The sequence below is a fragment of the Cryobacterium shii genome, from assembly GCF_004402595.1.
GTDB classification, from domain to species: Bacteria; Actinomycetota; Actinomycetes; order Actinomycetales; family Microbacteriaceae; genus Cryobacterium; species Cryobacterium shii.
Window position 1 is genome coordinate 22,271 of the sequence record NZ_SOFY01000082.1, and the last position, 18,300, is coordinate 40,570.

Genomic DNA, 18,300 nt, shown 5'->3' on the forward strand with positions numbered 1-18,300 from the left:
GCGGCCGGATGGCGTGAAAATCCGTGCTAGATTGTCTATTCGGCGGCCGGGAACGGCCACTGAAACACCCGGCCCGGGTGGCGGAATGGCAGACGCGCTAGCTTGAGGTGCTAGTGCCCTTATGGGCGTGGGGGTTCAAGTCCCCCCTCGGGCACACAGAGAAGTTCGGAGCACTTCGAGCTTCATTGAGAAATAGGTCGTGACATCGGATTATTCGTTGCACGGCCTTTTTTTCATGCCCGGATGCGAGATGTCGCCAGGTGGCCAAACGGCCTGCCCGGAGAACCGGGTCGCCCTCGCTGGGTCGATTCTTCGTCGCAGTCTGGAGCGAGGAAGGACCGAGATGGTTGAAAACCACCCCGGTCCTGGAGTTGCTCCGGTGCCGATCCGGAGCCGTTGCGCCGTCGAACGGCAGGTTATTCCGCAAACTCCACGTTGCCGCGGCAGGCTTCGCCCGGGCTGGGTACAGCGTCCTTAAAGCCGTGGCTGACATACCGCCCGTAACTCTGCACCCGCCCGTCGGTGACGAAGTCATCGTTGAACTGGGGCGGCTGGTTCTCCTGTGCGTCGGGCAGGTCCCGACCCGAATAGGCGCAAACCGAACTGGCCTTCTCTGCACCGGGGACCGGTTTCCCGTTACCGCTGGTCTCGCCGGCCTGAGCGGAACTGACGCCGACGAAGACGAGCCCGAGTGCGACGACGCACCCAATGGCCATGCGTTTCATGACTCTTCCTTTCCTCAAGAGGCGGCCCGCCTGGCGTCGAGTGAGCCAGCGCACCGCCCCACCTTCGGTCGAAACTACTCCTGGGAGGCTAGCGGGACAACGGCCAGCAAAGAAATTCTTCGAGATTCCGGCATCCATTCGGAAAGAGCTTGCGCGCTCTGGGTGTCCTCCGTGTCCCCGCCGTCGACACCACCAGCTTTGGCATTGCGGCCAGCGCGGGCCTGCCCGATGGCGGGCGGGCCCGCATGGTGGCAACATCCGCGCTTGCGGCGCACATGTGTCTCCTGCCCGTCCACGTCACGGCGGACATCGAGGACGGCTACTCCGACGACCCCGTCGAGATCGCGGATCTTGTGGCGAAGAGACACAGCCCGGACGTGTTCATCAATGCGAGGGTGGACAATTTTGGTTCGCCGAACAGGCCTCTGTGGATGCAGTCCTGCTCCGTGCCCGGGCCTACGCCGGCGCAGGGGCCGACGGGATCTTCGTCCCCGGAATTGCGGCACGGAGGACATCCGGAGCATCGCCGCGGGGATCGGTCTGCCTCTCAATATTCTCGCACATCCCTTACTGACAGTGGCCGAGCTGGGGCGTTGGGCGTGAGGCGTGTGAGCTCCGGCTCCCTGCTGTACCGCTCAGCAGTGGACACCGCTGTGAACGTCGCCAGGGCCCTGCGCAACAATAGGAAGGTGCCGGTCGCAACCCCCGACGGTGAGATGCAGTCGCGCCTCGTGGCCTTCAGTCAGGGGCGCGCGGGCTGACGGCGCCTCCGCCGACGTGGGTGGTGAGGAACTCTCGCACGTCGCCGATCTCGGCGCCATCGATGCCGTGCGCCAGCCCCGGGTACACTCGTTCCACGAGGGACGAGTGACGCGGCAGGTAAGCGGTCGTGCGCGCGATCGCAGGTTCCGCGATGACTCGATCCAGGGCGCCGCGCCCCCAGAACACGGGCGGCAGGATCGCTGCGAGGATACCGTCGCCTGGCTGTGCTGCCCCCAGCACGAATCCGCCGAGCACGACCGTGGCGAGTATGCGCTCGGGTCGTGTTCGCAGGAGCTGGCTGGCCATCAGGCCGCCCTGGGAGAAACCGATGGGGATCACCCGGGTGCGGGCATCCACATGTGTGTCGACCCAGGCCCAGATCGCGTCCGTTGCGTCAGCCACGGGTTGAGGCTCGGGGCTTCCCGGCGTGGTGATCGTGAACCACGCTGCGCCGCCGGATCCCAGTTCGACCGGCGCGCGCAGGGACGCCCACGGCAGTCGCAGGCAGAGCGCCGGGATGAGGCCGGTCAGGTCGCGCTCATTCGAGCCGAAGCCGTGCAGCAGGAGAGCGACGGCGGATTCGGCGGTGGCGTGGGCGGGCCATCCGGGTGAGCGCACGTCACGCAGCGGACTGATCACCGGGCCATCAACTCGTCGGTGGTCAGGTCGGGCAGCGCGACGGTGACGTGTGTGCCCCACGGGTCGGTGACGGTCACGGAACGACCGTTGCTGCCGAACGGGATCGATCGGGCCCGCAGACGGGCCGTGAGGGACTCCAGATCCGCGGTGTCCGGAACGGTCACCGCCACATCGCCGAGTCCGAGGCCGGCCGCGCGCGGTCCCGAGCCGCGGCTGTTCCAGACGTTCATCGCGAGGTGGTGGTGGTAGCCGCCCGCCGACGCGAAGAGCGCCCCGGGGTACTCGGTCTGGGTCGTCTCGAAGCCGAGCGCGTCGACGTAGAAGGCGCGGGCGGTGTGCAGATCCCCCACCTGCAGGTGTACGTGTCCCACCGTGCCCGCCTGCGACACGGCGGCATCCAGCGTCTCCTCGGTCAGGTGTCTCTTCAGATAGACGTTGGGGTCGAGATACTCGGTGGCCATCCGGATCTCGTTGCCGTGGCGAACCCACTGGTCGCGGTCCCTGTCGACGTACAGCTCGACGCCGTTGCCCTCGGGGTCGGTGAAGTAGAATGCCTCGCTGACAAGGTGGTCACTCGATCCCACGAATCGGCTGCGCGGGTCCTGCGTCGCCCGGTAGACGGTCGCGGCGAGACTGGCGGGGCTCTCGAAGAGGAAGGCGGTGTGAAACAGGCCTGCCTGACGCGGGTCGACACCGGGCAGATCCGGGGTGTGGACCAGGCGCACGAGCGGCGTGAGCCCGCGGCCGAGAACGCGGTGCACCTCGCGGTCCCGGGTGCGCTCCGCCACGGGCTCCATCGCGAAGGCCCGTGAGTAGTAGCTCGACATCCCCTCGAGGTCGGCGACCCGCAGGGTCACCGCGCCCATCGAGGTCTCGGGGGCGAGAAGGCGGTCGTCAAGTGAAACGGTCATGATGGCGTCCTGTCTATCGATGCGAGCGTGCCCGCAAATTACTTGTAGCTTCAACCTAACAGGGTTTACTTGTAGGTTCAAGTACTTCACCGGTTCGGATGGGGTCTCAAACGCGGCAGAGGCCTCAGATTGCCCAATGGGGCGACTTTCGGCGCTTTTCTTCTCAGTCGAAGAAGAAACGCAAAAGTTCTGTTCCGAATCTTGACGAAGACCTGTTGCTATTGCCGCAGTCTTCATGTAGCAGCCAATATCGGGCCGCCGATACAGCCGACCAGTGCTCTGCACAATTCAACGTCGAAGGAATGCACATGACCATCTATCAAGACGACACCGAGGCAGTCGAAGCCCTCAAGAATGCGTTCGGAAGCAGCTGGGATGCCATCAACCCCGAATCCGTTGCGCGGATGCGCGCCCAGAACCGGTTCAAGACCGGCCTCGAGATCGCCCAGTACACCGCCGACATCATGCGCAAAGACATGGAGGAATACGACGCGGACTCCTCCGTCTACACGCAGTCCCTCGGCGTCTGGCACGGCTTCATCGGCCAGCAGAAGATGATCTCGATCAAGAAGCACCTGAAGACCACGAACAAGCGCTACCTGTACCTCTCCGGCTGGATGGTAGCCGCCCTGCGGAGCGAGTTCGGCCCGCTGCCCGACCAGTCCATGCACGAGAAGACGGCCGTTCCCGCCCTCGTGGAGGAGCTCTACACCTTCCTCCGCCAGGCCGACGCCCGCGAGCTGGACCTGCTCTTCACCGCCCTGGATGGGGCCCGCGGCGCCGGTGACGACGCCAAGATCGCGGCCATTCAGGACCAGATCGACAACTACGAGACCCACGTGGTGCCGATCATCGCCGACATCGACGCCGGCTTCGGCAACCCCGAGGCGACGTACCTGCTGGCCAAGAAGATGATCGAGGCCGGTGCCTGCGCGATCCAGATCGAGAACCAGGTCTCGGACGAGAAGCAGTGCGGCCACCAGGACGGCAAAGTCACCGTCCCGCACGAGGACTTCATCGCGAAGATCAACGCCGTGCGGTACGCGTTCCTCGAGCTGGGCATCGACAACGGCATCATCGTCTCGCGCACCGACTCGCTCGGTGCCGGCCTGACGCAGAAGCTCGCTGTGACGTACCAGCCCGGTGACCTCGGCGACCAGTACAACTCCTACCTCGACGTCGACGAGATAACCGAGGCCGACCTGGGCAACGGGGACGTCGTCATCAAGCGCGACGGGAAGCTGCTGCGCCCCAAGCGTCTGGCCAGCAACCTGTTCCAGTTCCGCCAAGGCACCGGCGAGGCCCGGTGCGTGCTCGACAGCATCACCTCGCTGCAGAACGGCGCTGACCTGCTCTGGATCGAGACCGAGAAGCCGCACGTCGCCCAGATCGCCGGAATGATGAACGAAGTTCGTAAGGTGATCCCGAACGCCAAGCTGGTCTACAACAACAGCCCGTCGTTCAACTGGACCCTCAACTTCCGCCAGCAGGCGTACGACAACCTCCTCGCCGAGGGCAAGGACGTGTCGGCCTACGACCGGGCCAAGCTCATGAGCGTCGCCTACGACGAGACCGAGCTCGCCCAGATCGCCGACGAGAGCATCCGCACGTTCCAGCGCGACGGCTCTGCCGAGGCCGGCATCTTCCACCACCTCATCACCCTGCCGACGTACCACACGGCAGCACTCTCCACCGATGATCTGGCCAAGGGCTACTTCGCCGACCAGGGCATGCTGGCCTACGTGAAGGGCGTGCAGCGTCGCGAAATCCGCGAGGGAATCGCAACGGTCAAGCACCAGAACATGTCTGGATCCGACCTCGGTGACAACCACAAGGAGTACTTCGCCGGCGAGGCCGCGCTGAAGGCCGGTGGCAAGAACAACACGATGAACCAGTTCGAGGAACCGGCCCTGAGCCACTGACTCAGCAGCCACTACTCGACTGAGCAGTCGAAGTGACAACGAAGAAGCCCCAGTCCTGCGACTGGGGCTTCTTCGTTTGCTGTCACCCGGTCACCCGAGCCGGGATGGGGAACCAGGGATCGCAGCTCCCGCCTCGATCTCGATCAGGGCACCGGGTCGGGCCGGCGGGAACGATCACGCGTCTCGTACCGCAATCGAAGGCAGCGCTTGAGGTCCTCGAACACGTCCGTGATCGTGCACTCGTCCTCGGCGCGCTGCAGACTCGGCGCCATCAACGTGATCTGGTCGTGCGACACGCTGTAGAGGGAGCACCCGAGATGGGAATTGTCAGGCCCCGATCAGAACAAGTACGTGGTAGACGACGTAGACGGGCCAGACGATCGCCTGCAACAGTCCGAGGATGACGCCCCAGAACGAGCCGTCCGAGACAGAGACGAAGTAGATGGCGGCCCCGATATACGCCAAGAGAAAGGCAAAGCCCCAGGGTCCGTCTCGTACGATCACCCGTGCACGACCATCCGTACTCATCTGATCCTCCGTTTCCGCGAGGTGCGCCTGACTGCTGGGCACAACGGTAGCCGGAGTGTGCACGGCCCGACACCCCTTCGAGGCGATGTCAGGACAGCGCTCGGACGCGCGGTCTCATCGTCGGGCGAGCTGCGGCCGCGCCCTGGGGTTGCCGTCAGGATCGCTGAAATAGGCGTAGCGGATGCCGTCCACGTCCGTCGGGGGCAACGGAACCAGTTCGAGTCGCATGTCCACAATGCACTTCTTCTTTCACGATGAAATCTGCCGTAGTGCGACGCTCCAGCTGCCGCACGCGAGTACAGCCTGGCATTGCCCTCGGCCGATCCGCGCAGATTCGCCGCCGATCAGAGTCGCCGAGCTGAGCCGCCGCACGATTTCGTTCCGACTGTGGGAGGATGCCGCCGTGACCGCTCCACGCGAGCGCGGGATGCTCCTCGACACCGCCGCACTGTACTTTCGGGCGTTTCGCGCCCTGCCCGACACCGTGCGGGCACCGAACGGGATACCGGTGAACGCCGTCCGGGGTCTGCTCGACATCATCGCACGACTCGCGTCCGAGTTCCGGCCGAGCGAAATCGTGGCCTGCTGGGACGACGACTGGCGTCCGCAGTGGCGCGTTGATCTCATCCCGACGTACAAGACCCACCGGGTCGCCGGGGTGCAGCCGGCGGGGGGAGGTCCTCTGCTCGAGGAAGTCCCCGACCTGCTGATACCTCAGGTACCGGTCATTCGCGAAGTACTGGGCGCACTCGGCGTGCCGGTGGTCGGTTCCCCGCACCACGAGGCAGACGACGTCATCGGCACACTGGTATCGCACTCCCGGATTCCCGTCGATGTCGTCACGGGTGACCGCGACCTGTTCCAGCTGGTCGATGACACCCGCGACGTGCGGATGATCTACACCGGTCGTAGCATGGCCCGGCTCGAGGTCCTGACGGATGCCGCGCTCACGGCCCGGTACGGGGTCGCCCCGATGCAGTACGCCGATTTCGCGGCGCTGCGCGAAGACCCCTCGGACGGGCTTCCCGGGGTGCCCGGTGTGGGCGAGAAGACGGCGGCCACGCTGTTGTCCTCCTACGGGACCCTTGACGGCATCGTCGCTGCAGCGGCAGACCGAGGTCCGGGATGGCACCGCCCGTGCGCGCCAGGATCGCCGCCGCGGGCGACTATCTGAGCGTCGCCCCGGCGGTGGTCAAGGTGGTGCGAGACCTCCCCCTGACCCCGTTCGATGCGCGCATCCGGGTCAGCAGCCGGGAACAGGCCGCCGAACTGGACCGGCTGTCTGCCCTCTGGGGGCTCGGCGCCTCGATGACGCGCGCGCAAGACGCCCTGGCCGCACTGGCCGGGTAAGCCTCGACCGCCGACCAGGCCCCGTTAAGCACGCCGAACCGTGAGCTCCGACCCCTTTTCACGACCGTTCAGGGGGTTAACTCACGGTTCGGCGAATCCTGAAAGGTCTAGGCGACCTCGGTGAGGGCTCCGGAGAGCACCTCGTTCAACGCCACCACGGTGTCCTCCGGGGACGTGCCGAGCGCCAGTGCCAGCTCGGATTCCAGCAGCTGACGGGACTTGGCGAGCATCCGCTTCTCACCGGCGGATACGCCGCCGTCCTGTTCCCGGCGCCACAGGTCGCGGACGACCTCGGCGACGCGGGTCACGCTGTCGCTGGCCATCTTTTCCTGGTTGGCCTTGAAACGGCGGCTCCAGTTCGTGGCTTCTTCGGTGAACGGGTCCCGCAGAACCTTGTACACCTCTTCCAGCCCGGCAGCGTCGATGACGTCGCGGACTCCAACGAGTGCGGCGTTCGCGATCGGCAGCTGAATGGTGAGCTGCGACGAGTGAACGCGGAGCGTCATCGCCGGTTGCTCGACGCCTTTCAGGGTTATGGTGGAGAGTTCGGTAAGGGTGACCGCACCGTGGTGCGGGTAGACGAGGGTTTCCCCGACGATGAACTTCAAACTTCCTCGATTCGGTAGCGCTGTGGCCAACCTGTCAATGTTGCCACAGTCCCCTGAACATCTGCCTTACGCCACTCGGTCAGTTCACAGACGCCGTCCTGACGCACCGCGGGCAGCTCGAAGCGCCGGGAGACTAGCGTGCGGAGGGTTGCTGCTGGGTGATGCAGTGGATGCCGCCGCCACGGGCGAACAACGGCCGCGCTTCTACGGAGACGACCGTGCGGCCCGGGTACACCGAGGCCAGGATCTCCCGTGCGGCCCGGTCGGCCGTCTCCTCCCCGAACGAGCAGGCGATCACACCGCCGTTGACGACGAGATGGTTCACGTAGTTGTAGTCGACGAAGCCGTCGCCGTCGGTGAGGGCGGCCGGGGCCGGCAGGTCGACGAGGGTGAAGGCCCGGCCCGCGGCATCCGTCGATGCGGCGAGCAGGGCACGGAGCTCCCGGGTCACGGCGTAGTCGGGGTGGGCCGGGTCGTTCTGGGCGTGCACCAGCACCGTGCCCGGTGACGGGATGGCGGCGACCATATCCACGTGGCCCCGGGTGCCGTACCGCTCCTGGTCGCGGGTCAGCCCGCGGGGCAGCCAGACCACGCGGGTGGCCCCGATGGTGCGGGCGAATTCGGCCTCGACCCGGGCCCGGTCGGCATAGGGGTTGCGGCCGGGGTCCAGTTGAACGCTGAGGGTGGCCAGCACGGTCCCCTCACCGTCGACGTGGATGCCGCCGCCCTCGTTCACGAGCACCGAGGAGATCGCGGTCGCCCCGGCGGCCGTCGTGACCCGCCTCCCGATCCCGGCGTCGTTGTCCCAGGTCGCCCAGTCCTGGGCGCCCCAGCCGTTGAACGTCCAGTCCACGGCGCCGAGCCGGCCGTCGTCGCCCAGAACGAAGCTCGGGCCGATGTCACGCATCCAGGCGTCGTCGAGCGGCGCCTCGATGATCTCCACCTCCGACGACAGGTACCGACCGGCCAACGCGCGCTCGGACGGGTCGACGACCATGGTGACGGGCTCGAATTCGAGCACCGCGTGGGCGACGGCGGCCCAGCTGCGGCGTGCCTCGTCGGCTGATTCCGGGCCGTCACCCAGGGTGTATCCCGCCACCGGGAACGCCATCCACACGCGGTCCTGGGGTGCGGTCTCCGCCGGCATCCGCCAGCTCATGAGCGCGCCACGGCGCTGCTCGCCCCGAACGGATGCCCGGCGTCGACCGGAACCGTGAGCCCCGCATAGCTGTCGGGGCGGCGGGTGGCGAGAAAGGGGAACAGTGCGAGCCACTCCTCCCGCTGGGCCAGGTCCAGGTCGGCGACGAGCACCGCGGATTCGTCGCGGGGAGCCTGCACGAGCACCCGCCCGTAGGGGTCGGAAATGAAGGAGGAGCCGTAGAAGGTCAGGTCGCCCTCGTCGCCGTGACGGTTGGGCACCACCATGAACAGCCCGCTGGTGATGCCGTTGGCGACGATGACCTGCTGCCAGATGGGCTGGGTGTCGAGGGCCGGGAAGCCCGGCTCGGAGCCGATCGCGGTGGGGTACACGAGAAGCTGGGCTCCGGCGAGGCCGTAGAGCCGGGACACCTCGGGGAACCACTCGTCCCAGCAGGTGGGCAGCCCGATCCGCGCGCCGTCCAGCTCCTCCGGCGCGTACACGGGATACGCCTCCTCGGCCGGGCCCGGCCGGAACCAGGTGTCCTCGTAGTAGCCCTCGGTGACCGGGATGTGCAGTTTTCGGGTGCGGCCGATCAGCTGCCCGCCGGGCGACACCATGATCGCGGTGTTGTAGCCGCGCGGGTCGTCCGGGGCGTCGTCCGTGGCCGGCTTCTCATACAGCGACGCGTGCACGACGACCCCGTGCACCCGCGCCTGCTCGGCCGCGAGCGCGAAGGTCGGCCCGGTCAGCAGGTCTTCGGCGCCGCGTTTCGGCACCCCCTCCGCCCGGGCGTTGCCGGGGTACTTTCGCAGGGTCAATTCGGGCAGGAAGACGACCCGGGCCCCCTGGGCGGCGGCCACACGGATGCCCTCGGCCAGTTCCGCGCGCAGCTCGGCCTCATCGGCGTGCCAGCGGTGCTGCACGAGTCCGACCCGGAGGGGCGGGCCGACCTGGTCCGTGATGCGGGTCAGTGGTTCGGCGATGCCGGGGGCAAGGATCAGGCGCATGAGGGGTCTCCCTGGTGAGGTTAGGTGTGGATCCACCAATTGATTGATCAACTGATCAATAGACGATGACTAAAGATATATAGACTGTGGATTCATGTCAACCGTTCAGAGCACATCCCGCCGGAAGGCGCCGGTCGAGCGTGCGGCGGAGATCGCCCGCACCGCGAGGGAGATCGCCCTCGTCGAGGGCCTGTCGGCCATCACGCTGCGCGGGGTCGCATCCCGGATCGGGGTGACTCCCGCCCTGGTCAGCCACTACCAGCCGAGCATGGACGTTCTCGTCGCGGCGACATTCGGGGCGATCGTCGCGGCCGAGATCGGGGAAGTCGCCGAAGAGCTCGCGCCCTGCGAGACGTCGGTGGCGACGCTTCAGGCCCTGATCAACACGCTGCTCGGTCCCGAACGCAGCGCTGTGACCGCCGTCTGGCTCGACGCCTGGAGCCTCGGCCGTCGCCACGCCTCGCTGGCGGCTGAGGTCGGCGTGCAAATGGATGCCTGGCAGGCTTTCCTGTCCGGACTGCTGACCACCGGCTGCGCCCGTGGGGAGTTCCGGACCGCCGACCCGGATGCGGTGGCCTGGCAGCTGTTGGCGATCATCGACGGGCTGAACGCACACGCGATCGTGCGGTACGGCGACGCAAAACGGCTGCGCGGACTCGTGCGAACGGTCGCCGAACACGAGTTGGGTTTGCCTTCCGGGGCCCTCGGTCCGGCAGACGGGTCGGTCCTCTGACGGTAGGCTGACTCTCAGACTTCCGGGATCGGCCTTGCTGATACCGGACGAGCGCTGGTTGAGACAGTGCACGAAGCCCCGGCATTTTCGCCGGGGCTTCTTTCGTGCGGTTACCACGGCACTTCGGCCCGCCGTTCTGAGCGCCCCGACACGAGCCGATTCCGGGTCTCGGCCGGCCCGCGACGCGCGTTGACAACCGCATTGCCCCGGAGCAATGTGTGACTCAATTCGTGTCTGACGCTGCGGTCAGGCACCTTTCGACGTGGAGGCAATCGTGCAAATCCCGGCTCCCTTCGACTACGTGCGCGCCAGCACCGTCGACAATGCTTTCGCCCTCCTCGAACGTCACGGCCCGGAGTCCCGGGTCGTCGCGGGCGGGCACAGCCTGCTCCCGATGATGAAGCTTCGGCTGGCCAGGCCCGAGTGCCTGGTCGACATCAACGATGTGTTCGAACTCGACTTCGTGCTCCGGGACGGGGACACCCTCCGCATCGGGGCGATGACCCGGCACTCAACGCTTCTCGAGTCCGCCGAGATCGCCCGGCTCTTCCCGATCGTCGGCGACGCCGAGCGGGTGATCGCCGATCCCACCGTGCGAAACCGCGGAACCATCGGTGGTTCCCTGTGCCAGGCCGATCCGGCCAAGGACCTCTCCACCGTGTGCAAGGTGCTCGGAGCGCAGGCGGTCGTCCGCGGTCCCGCGGGCGAGCGCCTGCTCAGCATGAGCGAGTTCCACCGCGGACCGTACGAGACGGCCGTCGCCCACAACGAGCTGCTGTGCGAAGTGCGGATTCCGATCCGCGCGCGTTCGGGCAGCGCCTATGAGAAGGTCGAACGCCGAGTCGGCGACTGGGCCGTCGTGGCCGCCGGGGCATCCGTCACACTGGCCGCCGACGGCACGATCGACGATGTCAGGATCGGGCTCACCGCCGTGGGCATCGTGGGAACAGCCACCGAAGCCGAGGCCGTGCTCCGGGGCCGGCATCCCGGGGAAGACCTCTTCGTGGAGGCCGGCCGGCTTGCCGCCCTGGCCAGCGATCCCGTTGCCGACCAGCGCGGTCCGGTCGACTACAAGCGGCACCTCGCCGACGAACTCACTCGCCGGGTCCTGCGACGTGCGACCGCGCGCGCAACCGAAACACAGGAAGGCTGAAGTCGATGCAGATCAGCATGACCGTCAATGGCAAGGACATCACCGAGGAGGCCGAGCCGCGCGTGCTGCTCGTGCACTTCATCCGCGACGTGTTGCGGTTGACGGGCTCGCACCGGGGGTGCGACACCTCCAACTGCGGCACCTGCGTCGTACTGATGGACGGCCAGTCAGTGAAGTCCTGCACGGTGCTCGCGGCGATGGCCGACGGCCACTCCATCACGACCGTCGAGGGCCTCGCCTCCGGCGCCACCCTCGACCCGGTGCAACAGGGATTCATGGAGGAGCACGGCCTGCAGTGCGGGTTCTGCACGCCGGGGATGATGCTCACGGCCCGCGCCCTGCTCGACAACAACCCGCATCCGGATGAGGGCGAGATCCGCGAGGCGATCTCCGGCCAGATGTGCCGCTGCACCGGATATGCGACCATCGTTCGCTCCGTGCAGTGGGCCGCGCAACACCCGGCGACCCAGGAAGAAACCGCTGGAGAAGAGGTGACCGCATGAGCATCATCGAGGAACGCGCCGCGAACCCGGCCGCCGGTGACGACGACCGGCCCATCGGCTACGGCCGCATCCAGCGCAAGGAAGATCCGCGCTTCGTGCGCGGCAAAGGACACTACGTCGACGACATCGTGCTGCCCGGGATGTTGCACGGGGCCATCCTGCGCTCCCCCGTCGCGCACGCGCGCATCGTCTCGATCGACACGAGTGCGGCGCTCGCCCACCCGGGCGTGGTGGCCGTGATCACCGGCCAGGACCTGCTCGGACTCAAGCTCGCCTGGGCGCCGACCCTGTCCGCCGACGTGCAGGCCGTGCTCGCCACCGACAAGGTGCGCTTCCAGGGTCAGGAGGTGGCGTTCGTCGTCGCGGAGGACCGCTACGCCGCCCGTGACGCGCTCGAACTGATCGAGGTCGACTACGACGTGCTCCGCCCGGTGATCGACGTTCGCAAGGCCCTGGACCCCGACGCGCCCGTCATCCGGGATGACATCGAGGGACGCACCGACAACCACATCTTCGATTGGGAGGCGGGCGACGCGGCCGAGACCGACGCGGTGTTCGCCTCGGCGGACGTCGTCGTCTCCCAGGAGATGGTCTATCCCCGGGTGCACCCGGCGCCGATGGAAACGTGCGGGGCGGTCGCGGACTACGAACCGATCGAAGGCGCACTCACGCTCTACGAGACCAGCCAGGCGCCGCATGCCCACCGCACGCTGTTCGCGATCGTATCCGGGATCCCCGAGCACAAGATCCGCGTCGTCTCACCGGACATCGGCGGCGGCTTCGGGAACAAGGTCGGAATCCACCCCGGGTACATCCTCGCCGTCGTCGGATCCATCGTCACCGGCCGGCCGGCCGGTGAAGTGGATGGAGGACCGGTCCGAGAACCTGATGTCCACCTCGTTCGCCCGCGACTACATCATGCAGGGTGAGATCGCCGCCACGAAGGACGGCAGGATCCTCGCCGTGCGGTCGAGCGTGCTGGCCGACCACGGAGCCTTCAACGCCACGGCGCAGCCGTCGAAGTACCCCGCGGGCTTCTTCCACATCTTCACCGGCAGCTACGACCTGCAGGCCGCGCACTGCAAGGTGACCGGGGTGTACACGAACAAGGCCCCGGGCGGCGTCGCCTACGCCTGCTCCTTCCGGGTGACGGAGGCGGTCTACCTGGTCGAACGGCTCGTCGACATGCTCGCCCGGAAACTGGACATGGACCCCGCCCGGTTGCGGCTGAAGAACCTGATCAAGCCGGAGCAATTCCCGTACAAGAACAAGACCGGTTGGGAGTACGACTCCGGCAATTACGAGCAGGCGCTGCGGAAGTCGATGCAGATGGCCGGCTACGACGACCTGCGGCGCGAGCAGCGGGAGAAACGGGATCGCGGCGAGCTGATGGGGATCGGCATCTCGTTCTTAACCGAGACCGTCGGCGCCGGTCCGCGCAAGCACATGGACATCGTGGGCCTCGGCATGGCCGACGGGGCTGAGCTGCGCATCCACCCCACCGGCAAGGCCGTCGTGCGCATCTCGGTGCAGAGCCAGAGCCAGGGCCAGGGCCAGGGCCAGGGGCACGAGACGACCTTCGCCCAGATTGTGGCGGAGGAACTCGGCATCCCGGCGGAAGATATGGACGTCGTTCACGGCGACACCGACCAGACGCCGTTCGGGCTGGGCACCTACGGCAGCCGATCGCCTCCGGTCAGCGGCGCGGCCGTGGCGCTGGTCGCCCGCAAAGTGAGTGAGAAGGCGAAATTCATCGCCGCGGCCATGCTTGAGACAAGACCGGAGGACCTGGAATGGGAGACCGGCTTCACGGTGACCCCGTCGCCGCACCACCCGATCGGCGCCAAGGGAATCGGCGAATCCGCGACGGTCGGCTCCCCGCCGGCCATCGTGAACGCGGTCGTCGATGCCCTCGCGCCCTTCGGGATCACCCACATGGACATGCCGTGCACCCCGGCCCGAGTCTGGGAGGCCATGCAGGGCCGGCCACGACCGCCGATCTAAATGTCGGCGATGGGAGAGGCGCTCGCGACCAGGGCGCAGGAACTCACCGGCCGCCGCGAACCCTTCGTGCGCGCCACCGTGGTGCGAGCCCAGCATCCGACGAGCGCCCAGGCCGGGGACACGGGCCTGCTGCTTTCGGACGGAACGCTGGAGGGGTTCGTCGGCGGGGCCTGCGTGCAGTCATCGGTGCGCGAATACGGTTTGAAGAGCCTGGCCACCCGGGAGCCGATCCTGCTCCGGGTGGTCGCGGGCGAACCGTCCCATCGGCAAGAGGAGGGCGCCGTGCAGGTGTCCAACCCGTGCCTCAGCGGCGGGGCCGTCGAGATCTTCCTCCAACCGTCGGTGCCGTCGCCGCGCGTGCTCGTCGTCGGCTCGACACCGATCGCCCACGCGCTGGTGGCGCTGGGCGGGCCGCTCGGCCTGCACCTGCAACTCGTCGCGGGACTTGCCGCCTCTGCGGACATCGAGCCGCGGCCCAACGATGCCGCGCTCATCGTGGCGTCGCACGGGCGGGACGAGGAGCCTGCCCTCGAGGCCGCCCTGCGTGCCGGCGTGCCGTACGTCGGTCTCGTCGCCAGTCACGCACGGGGCGCCGCCGTGCTCGCTTCCCTGAACGTCACCGACGAGCAGCGCGCCCGCGTGCTTAGCCCCGCCGGCCTGCAACTGGGGGCCCGCTCCCCCGCCGAGATCGCCCTGTCGATCCTGGCGCAACTGGTCGCCGAACGAGCGGCTGCCCACCCCGCGGAAACCGAGGCGGCGAACGGCGTCCCCGCCGCAGACACCGCCCCGGCCGCGATCGACCCAGTTTGCGGGATGAGCGTGACCGTCGGCGACACCACACCCTCAGCCGAATTCGCCGGGGCGACCTTCCACTTCTGTTCGGAGTCCTGCCGGCGCACCTTCCTGGCCGATCCGGAGCGGTATGCGAACGCATCGTGAACCGCGCACCGCCGGACTCGTCCTGGCGGCCGGGGCGTCACGCCGAATGGGCAGACCCAAGCAGCTCCTCCCCTTCGGCGACGGGGTCGTCCTCGACGCCGTACTCGACACGAGTCGCGCCTGCGGCTTCGACCAGATTGTCGTAACGCTCGGCGGGGCCGGGGACCAGGTGCGACGCCGGGTCGACACCCGAGGCTGCGACCTGGTCGACAACCCCGCATTCGGCACCGGATGCTCGTCCTCGATCGCGGCGGCCATCCCGGCGCTGCACTCGGAGACCGACGTGCTCGTGCTCCTGCTCGGAGATCAGCCCGGGGTGCGCCCCGAGGCCGTCCGCGCGCTCCTGGACGGACGCGGTGACGCGCCCCTCGCCGTCTGCCGCTACGACGACGGCGTGGGGCATCCGTTCGCCTTCGCCCGGTCGATGCTGCCGGACCTGGCCACGCCGCACGGCGACAAGGCGGTCTGGAAACTCCTCGACCAGCGTGCGCCGGAGGTGGCGGAGGTGGTCGTGCCCGGACCGATCCCGCCGGACATCGACACGGAGGCCGACTACGAGCGGGCGCTCGCCGAACGGGAACGAACGCGATGAGCGGCGCGGCGCGGTCGGGAGCCGAGGACGACGTCCGGCGGCTGATCCCCGACGTCCCCAGCCTGCTGACCGCCCCGGACGGGGTCGACTACCTGGCCGACGACGGGCTGGCCACGGCGTTGTTCCTCGCTGTGCGCCTGCCCCAGCCGATCCTGCTCGAGGGGGAGCCGGGGGTCGGCAAGACCGAGGCGGCCAAGGCGCTGGCCCGGGTGCTGGACACGCCCCTGTTCCGGTTGCAGTGCTACGAAGGGATCGACGCGGGGGAAGCTCTGTACGAGTGGAACTACCCGCGCCAGCTGCTGGGCATCAGGCTGGCCGAGGCCCGTCAGGCCGACCTGGACGAGACGGAACTGTTCGGCCCCGAGTACCTGCTCCGCCACCCCCTCCTGCAGGCGCTCGAGCACCGCGGGCCCCGCCCCGCGATGCTCCTCCTCGACGAGATCGACCGTGCCGACGCCGAATTCGAAGCGTTCACCTTCGAGCTGCTGGCCGAGGCGGCCGTCACCATCCCCGAGCTCGGAACGGTGCGGGCCACGCATCCGCCGATCGTCATCCTGACCTCCAACCGCACACGCGACCTGCACGATGCCCTGACCCGGCGCTGCCTGTATCACTGGATCGATTACCCCACCCCCCAGCGCATCGCCGAGATCGTGCGCCGTCGGGTGCCGGACAGCGCCGGGCCGATCGCCCTGCAGGCAGCCTCGGCCGTCACCCGGCTGCGGTCGCTGGACCTCGCGAAACCGCCCGGCATCGCCGAGGCCATCGACTGGGTGTCCGCGTTGACGGTGCTCGGGGTGGAGACGCTCGAAGCCGGGCATGTGGACCAGACCTGGGGGTCCATCCTCAAGAACCGCGACGACCTCGACCTGGCCGTCGGCCGCGGCGCCGCCTGGGTGCTGGGGGGCGAACATGACTGAAACGGATGCCCGCGCCGGGCGTTCCAGCGTCGAGGCCGCAGCCCTGGCCACGGGCTTCACCACGGTGCTTCGACGCGCCGGGCTTCCGGGCTCCCCGGATCGTGCCGCCCGCCTGGCCGAGGCCCTCCGCCTCCTTCCGCACTCCGATCGCGACGCGTTGTATTGGACCTGCCGGGTGGTGCTCGTCTCCTCCCGGGAGCAGCTGCCTGTGTTCGACCGGGTCTTCGACGCCGTCTTCGGCGGCCGGCTCGATCCGGCCGACAGCCGCGGAGACCAGAACGCACCCCCGGGGATCGGGGGCGAACCTCGTACCCGCCCCACCCCCGGCGGACCAGCGGCCGACCGAATCGGCCGGCCGGGAGACGGAGCGGAAGGAGCCTGCGATGGCTCCCGCCGGGGACGGCCCCGAGAACGACGAGGCGCCGGAGCGGGAGTCGGTGCTGATGGTGGCGTCGGCCGAGCAGCGACTGCACGACACGTCCTTCGCGGAACTGGCCCCCGACGAGGTGGCCCAGATCCGCACGCTCGTGCGGCGAATCAGGCTGTCCACGCCGGAACGGGTCAGCCGCCGCGTCCGGAAGACCTCGACGACCACCCCACGGCTGGACCTGCGGCGTACTGTCCGCGCGGCGCAGCGCACCGGCGGCGAGCCCCTCCGGCTCGTCTACCGGCGCCGCCGCACCCGCCTGCGACGCCTGATCCTCCTCTGCGACGTGTCCGGGTCGATGGAACCGTACACGAGGGTGTTCCTCTCGCTGCTGCAGGGCGCCGTCTCAGGCGCCCAGGCCGAGGCCTTCGTCTTCTCGACCCGGCTGACCCGGCTCACCCGACAGCTGGCGGTGCAGAACCCGGACCAGGCGCTGGCACGCGCCGCCGCCTCGGTCGACGACTGGGCCGGCGGCACGCGTCTGGCGGAGAGCCTCCGCCGCTTCGTCGACGAGCACGGCCGGCGCGGCCTCGCCCGCGGAGCCGTCGTCGTGGTCATCTCCGACGGCTGGGCGATGGACGAGCCGGAGATGGTGGGCGCCCAGATGGCACGCCTGCCTCGCCTGGCCCACCGCATCGTCTGGGTCAACCCCCGGAAGGTGGCCCGGGACCACCAGCCGGCGGTGGGCGGCATGGCGGCGGCGCTGCCCTACGTCGACGCGTTCGTCAGCGGGCACAGCTACGCGGCGCTGACAGAAGTGGCGGCGGATATCCGCGCCGACCGCTCGGCGCCAGTCCAGAATCAGCCATTCCAGAATCGCCCACCCGAGAATCAGAGGACACGATAATGCAAATAGACAGCACTTTTTCCGTCGTCGCACCCATCGACCAGGTGTGGAAGACTCTGATGGACTTCGAACGTGTCGCCGGCTGCGTCCCGGGGGCGCAGGTGCTGAACAAGCTGTCGGATGACGCCTATCAGGTCGGTATGAAAGTGAAGCTGGGTCCGGTGACCATGCAGTACAAGGGGCAGATGACCGTCCTCGAGCGGGATGCGACGGCCCACCGTGCGGTGTTCGAGGGGCGCGCGCAGGAGACCCGCGGCCAGGGCACCTCGCAGGGCACGGCCACCCTCAGCCTGGTCGAAGAATCGGGGATGACCAAGGGCACGGTCAGCGAGGACGCCGCGCTGTCCGGCAAGGTCGCCGCCATGGGCCGGAGCATCATCGGCAGCGTCACCGACCAGATGATGGCCCTGTTCGCGGAGAACCTCCAGGCGATGGTCGGCGAAGGTCCCGCGGCGGTCGCGGGCAAGGCCGGCGAGGGCGGGACGAGCACGGAGCAGCCGCCCGCCGCACCGCCAGCCGCCGCACCCGCCGCGCCCCCCGCGGCGACGCCCCTGGCAGCCGCACCGGCGACCGTTCCACCGCCGCCGGC

21 protein-coding genes, 1 tRNA gene and 1 pseudogene are annotated in these 18,300 nt (G+C 68.3%); 14 read left to right on the top strand and 9 right to left on the bottom strand.

From position 1 onward, the window contains the following. Nucleotides 1-71 precede the first annotated feature (71 nt). Nucleotides 72-154: transfer RNA gene (locus tag E3O49_RS14980), tRNA-Leu, on the top strand. Nucleotides 155-416: 262 nt separating this feature from the next. On the opposite strand, the gene E3O49_RS14985 is transcribed toward E3O49_RS14980, so the two are convergent. Beyond that, a complete protein-coding gene (locus tag E3O49_RS14985) occupies nucleotides 417-725 on the bottom strand; it encodes a hypothetical protein (protein ID WP_134367195.1) in 309 nt (102 codons plus the stop codon). 149 nt (nucleotides 726-874) lie between these two features. Between E3O49_RS14985 and E3O49_RS19090 the strand changes: the two genes are divergently transcribed. Further along, entirely contained in the window at nucleotides 875-1,486 is a 612-nt protein-coding gene (locus E3O49_RS19090; protein WP_134411182.1) for an isocitrate lyase/phosphoenolpyruvate mutase family protein, read from the top strand. On the opposite strand, the gene E3O49_RS14995 is transcribed toward E3O49_RS19090, so the two are convergent. Then, a complete protein-coding gene (locus E3O49_RS14995; protein ID WP_160141125.1) occupies nucleotides 1,464-2,126 on the bottom strand; it encodes an alpha/beta hydrolase in 663 nt (220 codons plus the stop codon). The two genes, E3O49_RS19090 and E3O49_RS14995, sit on opposite strands and share 23 nt — an antisense overlap. Next, nucleotides 2,123-3,037 (bottom strand): VOC family protein, encoded by a 915-nt coding sequence (locus E3O49_RS15000; protein WP_134451850.1) that lies wholly within the window; start codon nucleotides 3,035-3,037, stop codon nucleotides 2,123-2,125. Before E3O49_RS15000 ends, E3O49_RS14995 begins: the two co-directional genes overlap by 4 nt. 308 nt (nucleotides 3,038-3,345) lie before the next feature. Between E3O49_RS15000 and E3O49_RS15005 the strand changes: the two genes are divergently transcribed. Next, nucleotides 3,346-4,959 carry an isocitrate lyase gene (locus E3O49_RS15005; protein ID WP_134367201.1) on the top strand — a complete coding sequence of 538 codons (1,614 nt, stop codon included), beginning with the start codon at nucleotides 3,346-3,348 and terminating at the stop codon, nucleotides 4,957-4,959. A 143-nt stretch (nucleotides 4,960-5,102) separates the two neighbouring features. Here E3O49_RS15005 and E3O49_RS16630 read toward each other — a convergent pair whose 3' ends face one another. The 3 genes from E3O49_RS16630 to E3O49_RS16725 all read right to left on the bottom strand — a co-directional run bounded on the left by E3O49_RS16630 (nucleotide 5,103) and on the right by E3O49_RS16725 (nucleotide 5,721). Then, nucleotides 5,103-5,255 (bottom strand): hypothetical protein, encoded by a 153-nt coding sequence (locus E3O49_RS16630; protein ID WP_160141126.1) that lies wholly within the window; start codon nucleotides 5,253-5,255, stop codon nucleotides 5,103-5,105. A 31-nt stretch (nucleotides 5,256-5,286) separates the two neighbouring features. Next, the gene (locus tag E3O49_RS15010) at nucleotides 5,287-5,424 is read right to left on the bottom strand and encodes a hypothetical protein (RefSeq protein WP_244285313.1); all 138 of its coding nucleotides are present in this window, start codon (nucleotides 5,422-5,424) and stop codon (nucleotides 5,287-5,289) included. 177 nt (nucleotides 5,425-5,601) lie between these two features. After that, nucleotides 5,602-5,721 carry a VOC family protein gene (locus E3O49_RS16725; RefSeq protein ID WP_134367205.1) on the bottom strand — a complete coding sequence of 40 codons (120 nt, stop codon included), beginning with the start codon at nucleotides 5,719-5,721 and terminating at the stop codon, nucleotides 5,602-5,604. A gap of 193 nt (nucleotides 5,722-5,914) precedes the next feature. Here E3O49_RS16725 and E3O49_RS15020 point away from each other — a divergent pair. Then, nucleotides 5,915-6,837: pseudogene (locus E3O49_RS15020) on the top strand (5'-3' exonuclease). A gap of 107 nt (nucleotides 6,838-6,944) precedes the next feature. On the opposite strand, the gene E3O49_RS15025 reads toward E3O49_RS15020, so the two are convergent. The 3 genes from E3O49_RS15025 to E3O49_RS15035 all read right to left on the bottom strand — a co-directional run bounded on the left by E3O49_RS15025 (nucleotide 6,945) and on the right by E3O49_RS15035 (nucleotide 9,593). Beyond that, a complete protein-coding gene (locus E3O49_RS15025; RefSeq protein ID WP_134367207.1) occupies nucleotides 6,945-7,445 on the bottom strand; it encodes a CarD family transcriptional regulator in 501 nt (166 codons plus the stop codon). A 133-nt stretch (nucleotides 7,446-7,578) separates the two neighbouring features. After that, nucleotides 7,579-8,604 carry an agmatine deiminase family protein gene (locus E3O49_RS15030; protein ID WP_134402654.1) on the bottom strand — a complete coding sequence of 342 codons (1,026 nt, stop codon included), beginning with the start codon at nucleotides 8,602-8,604 and terminating at the stop codon, nucleotides 7,579-7,581. Beyond that, entirely contained in the window at nucleotides 8,601-9,593 is a 993-nt protein-coding gene (locus tag E3O49_RS15035) for a nitrilase-related carbon-nitrogen hydrolase (RefSeq protein ID WP_134367211.1), read from the bottom strand. The genes E3O49_RS15030 and E3O49_RS15035 overlap by 4 nt, the downstream gene beginning before the upstream one ends. A gap of 94 nt (nucleotides 9,594-9,687) precedes the next feature. Between E3O49_RS15035 and E3O49_RS15040 the strand changes: the two genes are divergently transcribed. The 10 genes from E3O49_RS15040 to E3O49_RS15080 form a co-directional block, all read left to right on the top strand. Beyond that, the gene (locus E3O49_RS15040; RefSeq protein WP_134367213.1) at nucleotides 9,688-10,326 is read left to right on the top strand and encodes a TetR/AcrR family transcriptional regulator; all 639 of its coding nucleotides are present in this window, start codon (nucleotides 9,688-9,690) and stop codon (nucleotides 10,324-10,326) included. A 274-nt stretch (nucleotides 10,327-10,600) separates the two neighbouring features. Continuing rightward, nucleotides 10,601-11,479 (top strand): FAD binding domain-containing protein, encoded by an 879-nt coding sequence (locus tag E3O49_RS15045; protein ID WP_134402653.1) that lies wholly within the window; start codon nucleotides 10,601-10,603, stop codon nucleotides 11,477-11,479. Between the two features lie 5 nt (nucleotides 11,480-11,484). Then, a complete protein-coding gene (locus E3O49_RS15050; protein WP_134402652.1) occupies nucleotides 11,485-11,982 on the top strand; it encodes a (2Fe-2S)-binding protein in 498 nt (165 codons plus the stop codon). Then, nucleotides 11,979-12,911, top strand: a complete 933-nt coding sequence (locus E3O49_RS18845) for a molybdopterin cofactor-binding domain-containing protein (protein WP_241975869.1) — start codon at nucleotides 11,979-11,981, stop codon at nucleotides 12,909-12,911. The genes E3O49_RS15050 and E3O49_RS18845 overlap by 4 nt, the downstream gene beginning before the upstream one ends. Next, nucleotides 12,847-13,986, top strand: coding sequence for a molybdopterin cofactor-binding domain-containing protein (locus E3O49_RS18850; RefSeq protein ID WP_256359928.1), 1,140 nt, complete (start codon nucleotides 12,847-12,849; stop codon nucleotides 13,984-13,986). The genes E3O49_RS18845 and E3O49_RS18850 overlap by 65 nt, the downstream gene beginning before the upstream one ends. A gap of 9 nt (nucleotides 13,987-13,995) precedes the next feature. After that, on the top strand, nucleotides 13,996-14,925 hold the full coding sequence (locus E3O49_RS15060; RefSeq protein WP_241975867.1) for an XdhC family protein: 930 nt from the start codon (nucleotides 13,996-13,998) through the stop codon (nucleotides 14,923-14,925). Next, nucleotides 14,909-15,517 carry a nucleotidyltransferase family protein gene (locus tag E3O49_RS15065; RefSeq protein WP_134402650.1) on the top strand — a complete coding sequence of 203 codons (609 nt, stop codon included), beginning with the start codon at nucleotides 14,909-14,911 and terminating at the stop codon, nucleotides 15,515-15,517. Before E3O49_RS15060 ends, E3O49_RS15065 begins: the two co-directional genes overlap by 17 nt. Continuing rightward, complete coding sequence (locus E3O49_RS15070; RefSeq protein WP_134451852.1) at nucleotides 15,514-16,437, top strand: AAA family ATPase; 924 nt, start codon at nucleotides 15,514-15,516, stop codon at nucleotides 16,435-16,437. Before E3O49_RS15065 ends, E3O49_RS15070 begins: the two co-directional genes overlap by 4 nt. A gap of 383 nt (nucleotides 16,438-16,820) precedes the next feature. After that, entirely contained in the window at nucleotides 16,821-17,711 is an 891-nt protein-coding gene (locus E3O49_RS15075; RefSeq protein WP_160141127.1) for a vWA domain-containing protein, read from the top strand. Further along, a partial coding sequence (locus tag E3O49_RS15080; protein WP_134451854.1) for an SRPBCC family protein occupies nucleotides 17,711-18,300 on the top strand: 590 nt, incomplete at its 3' end. The genes E3O49_RS15075 and E3O49_RS15080, both read left to right, overlap by 1 nt.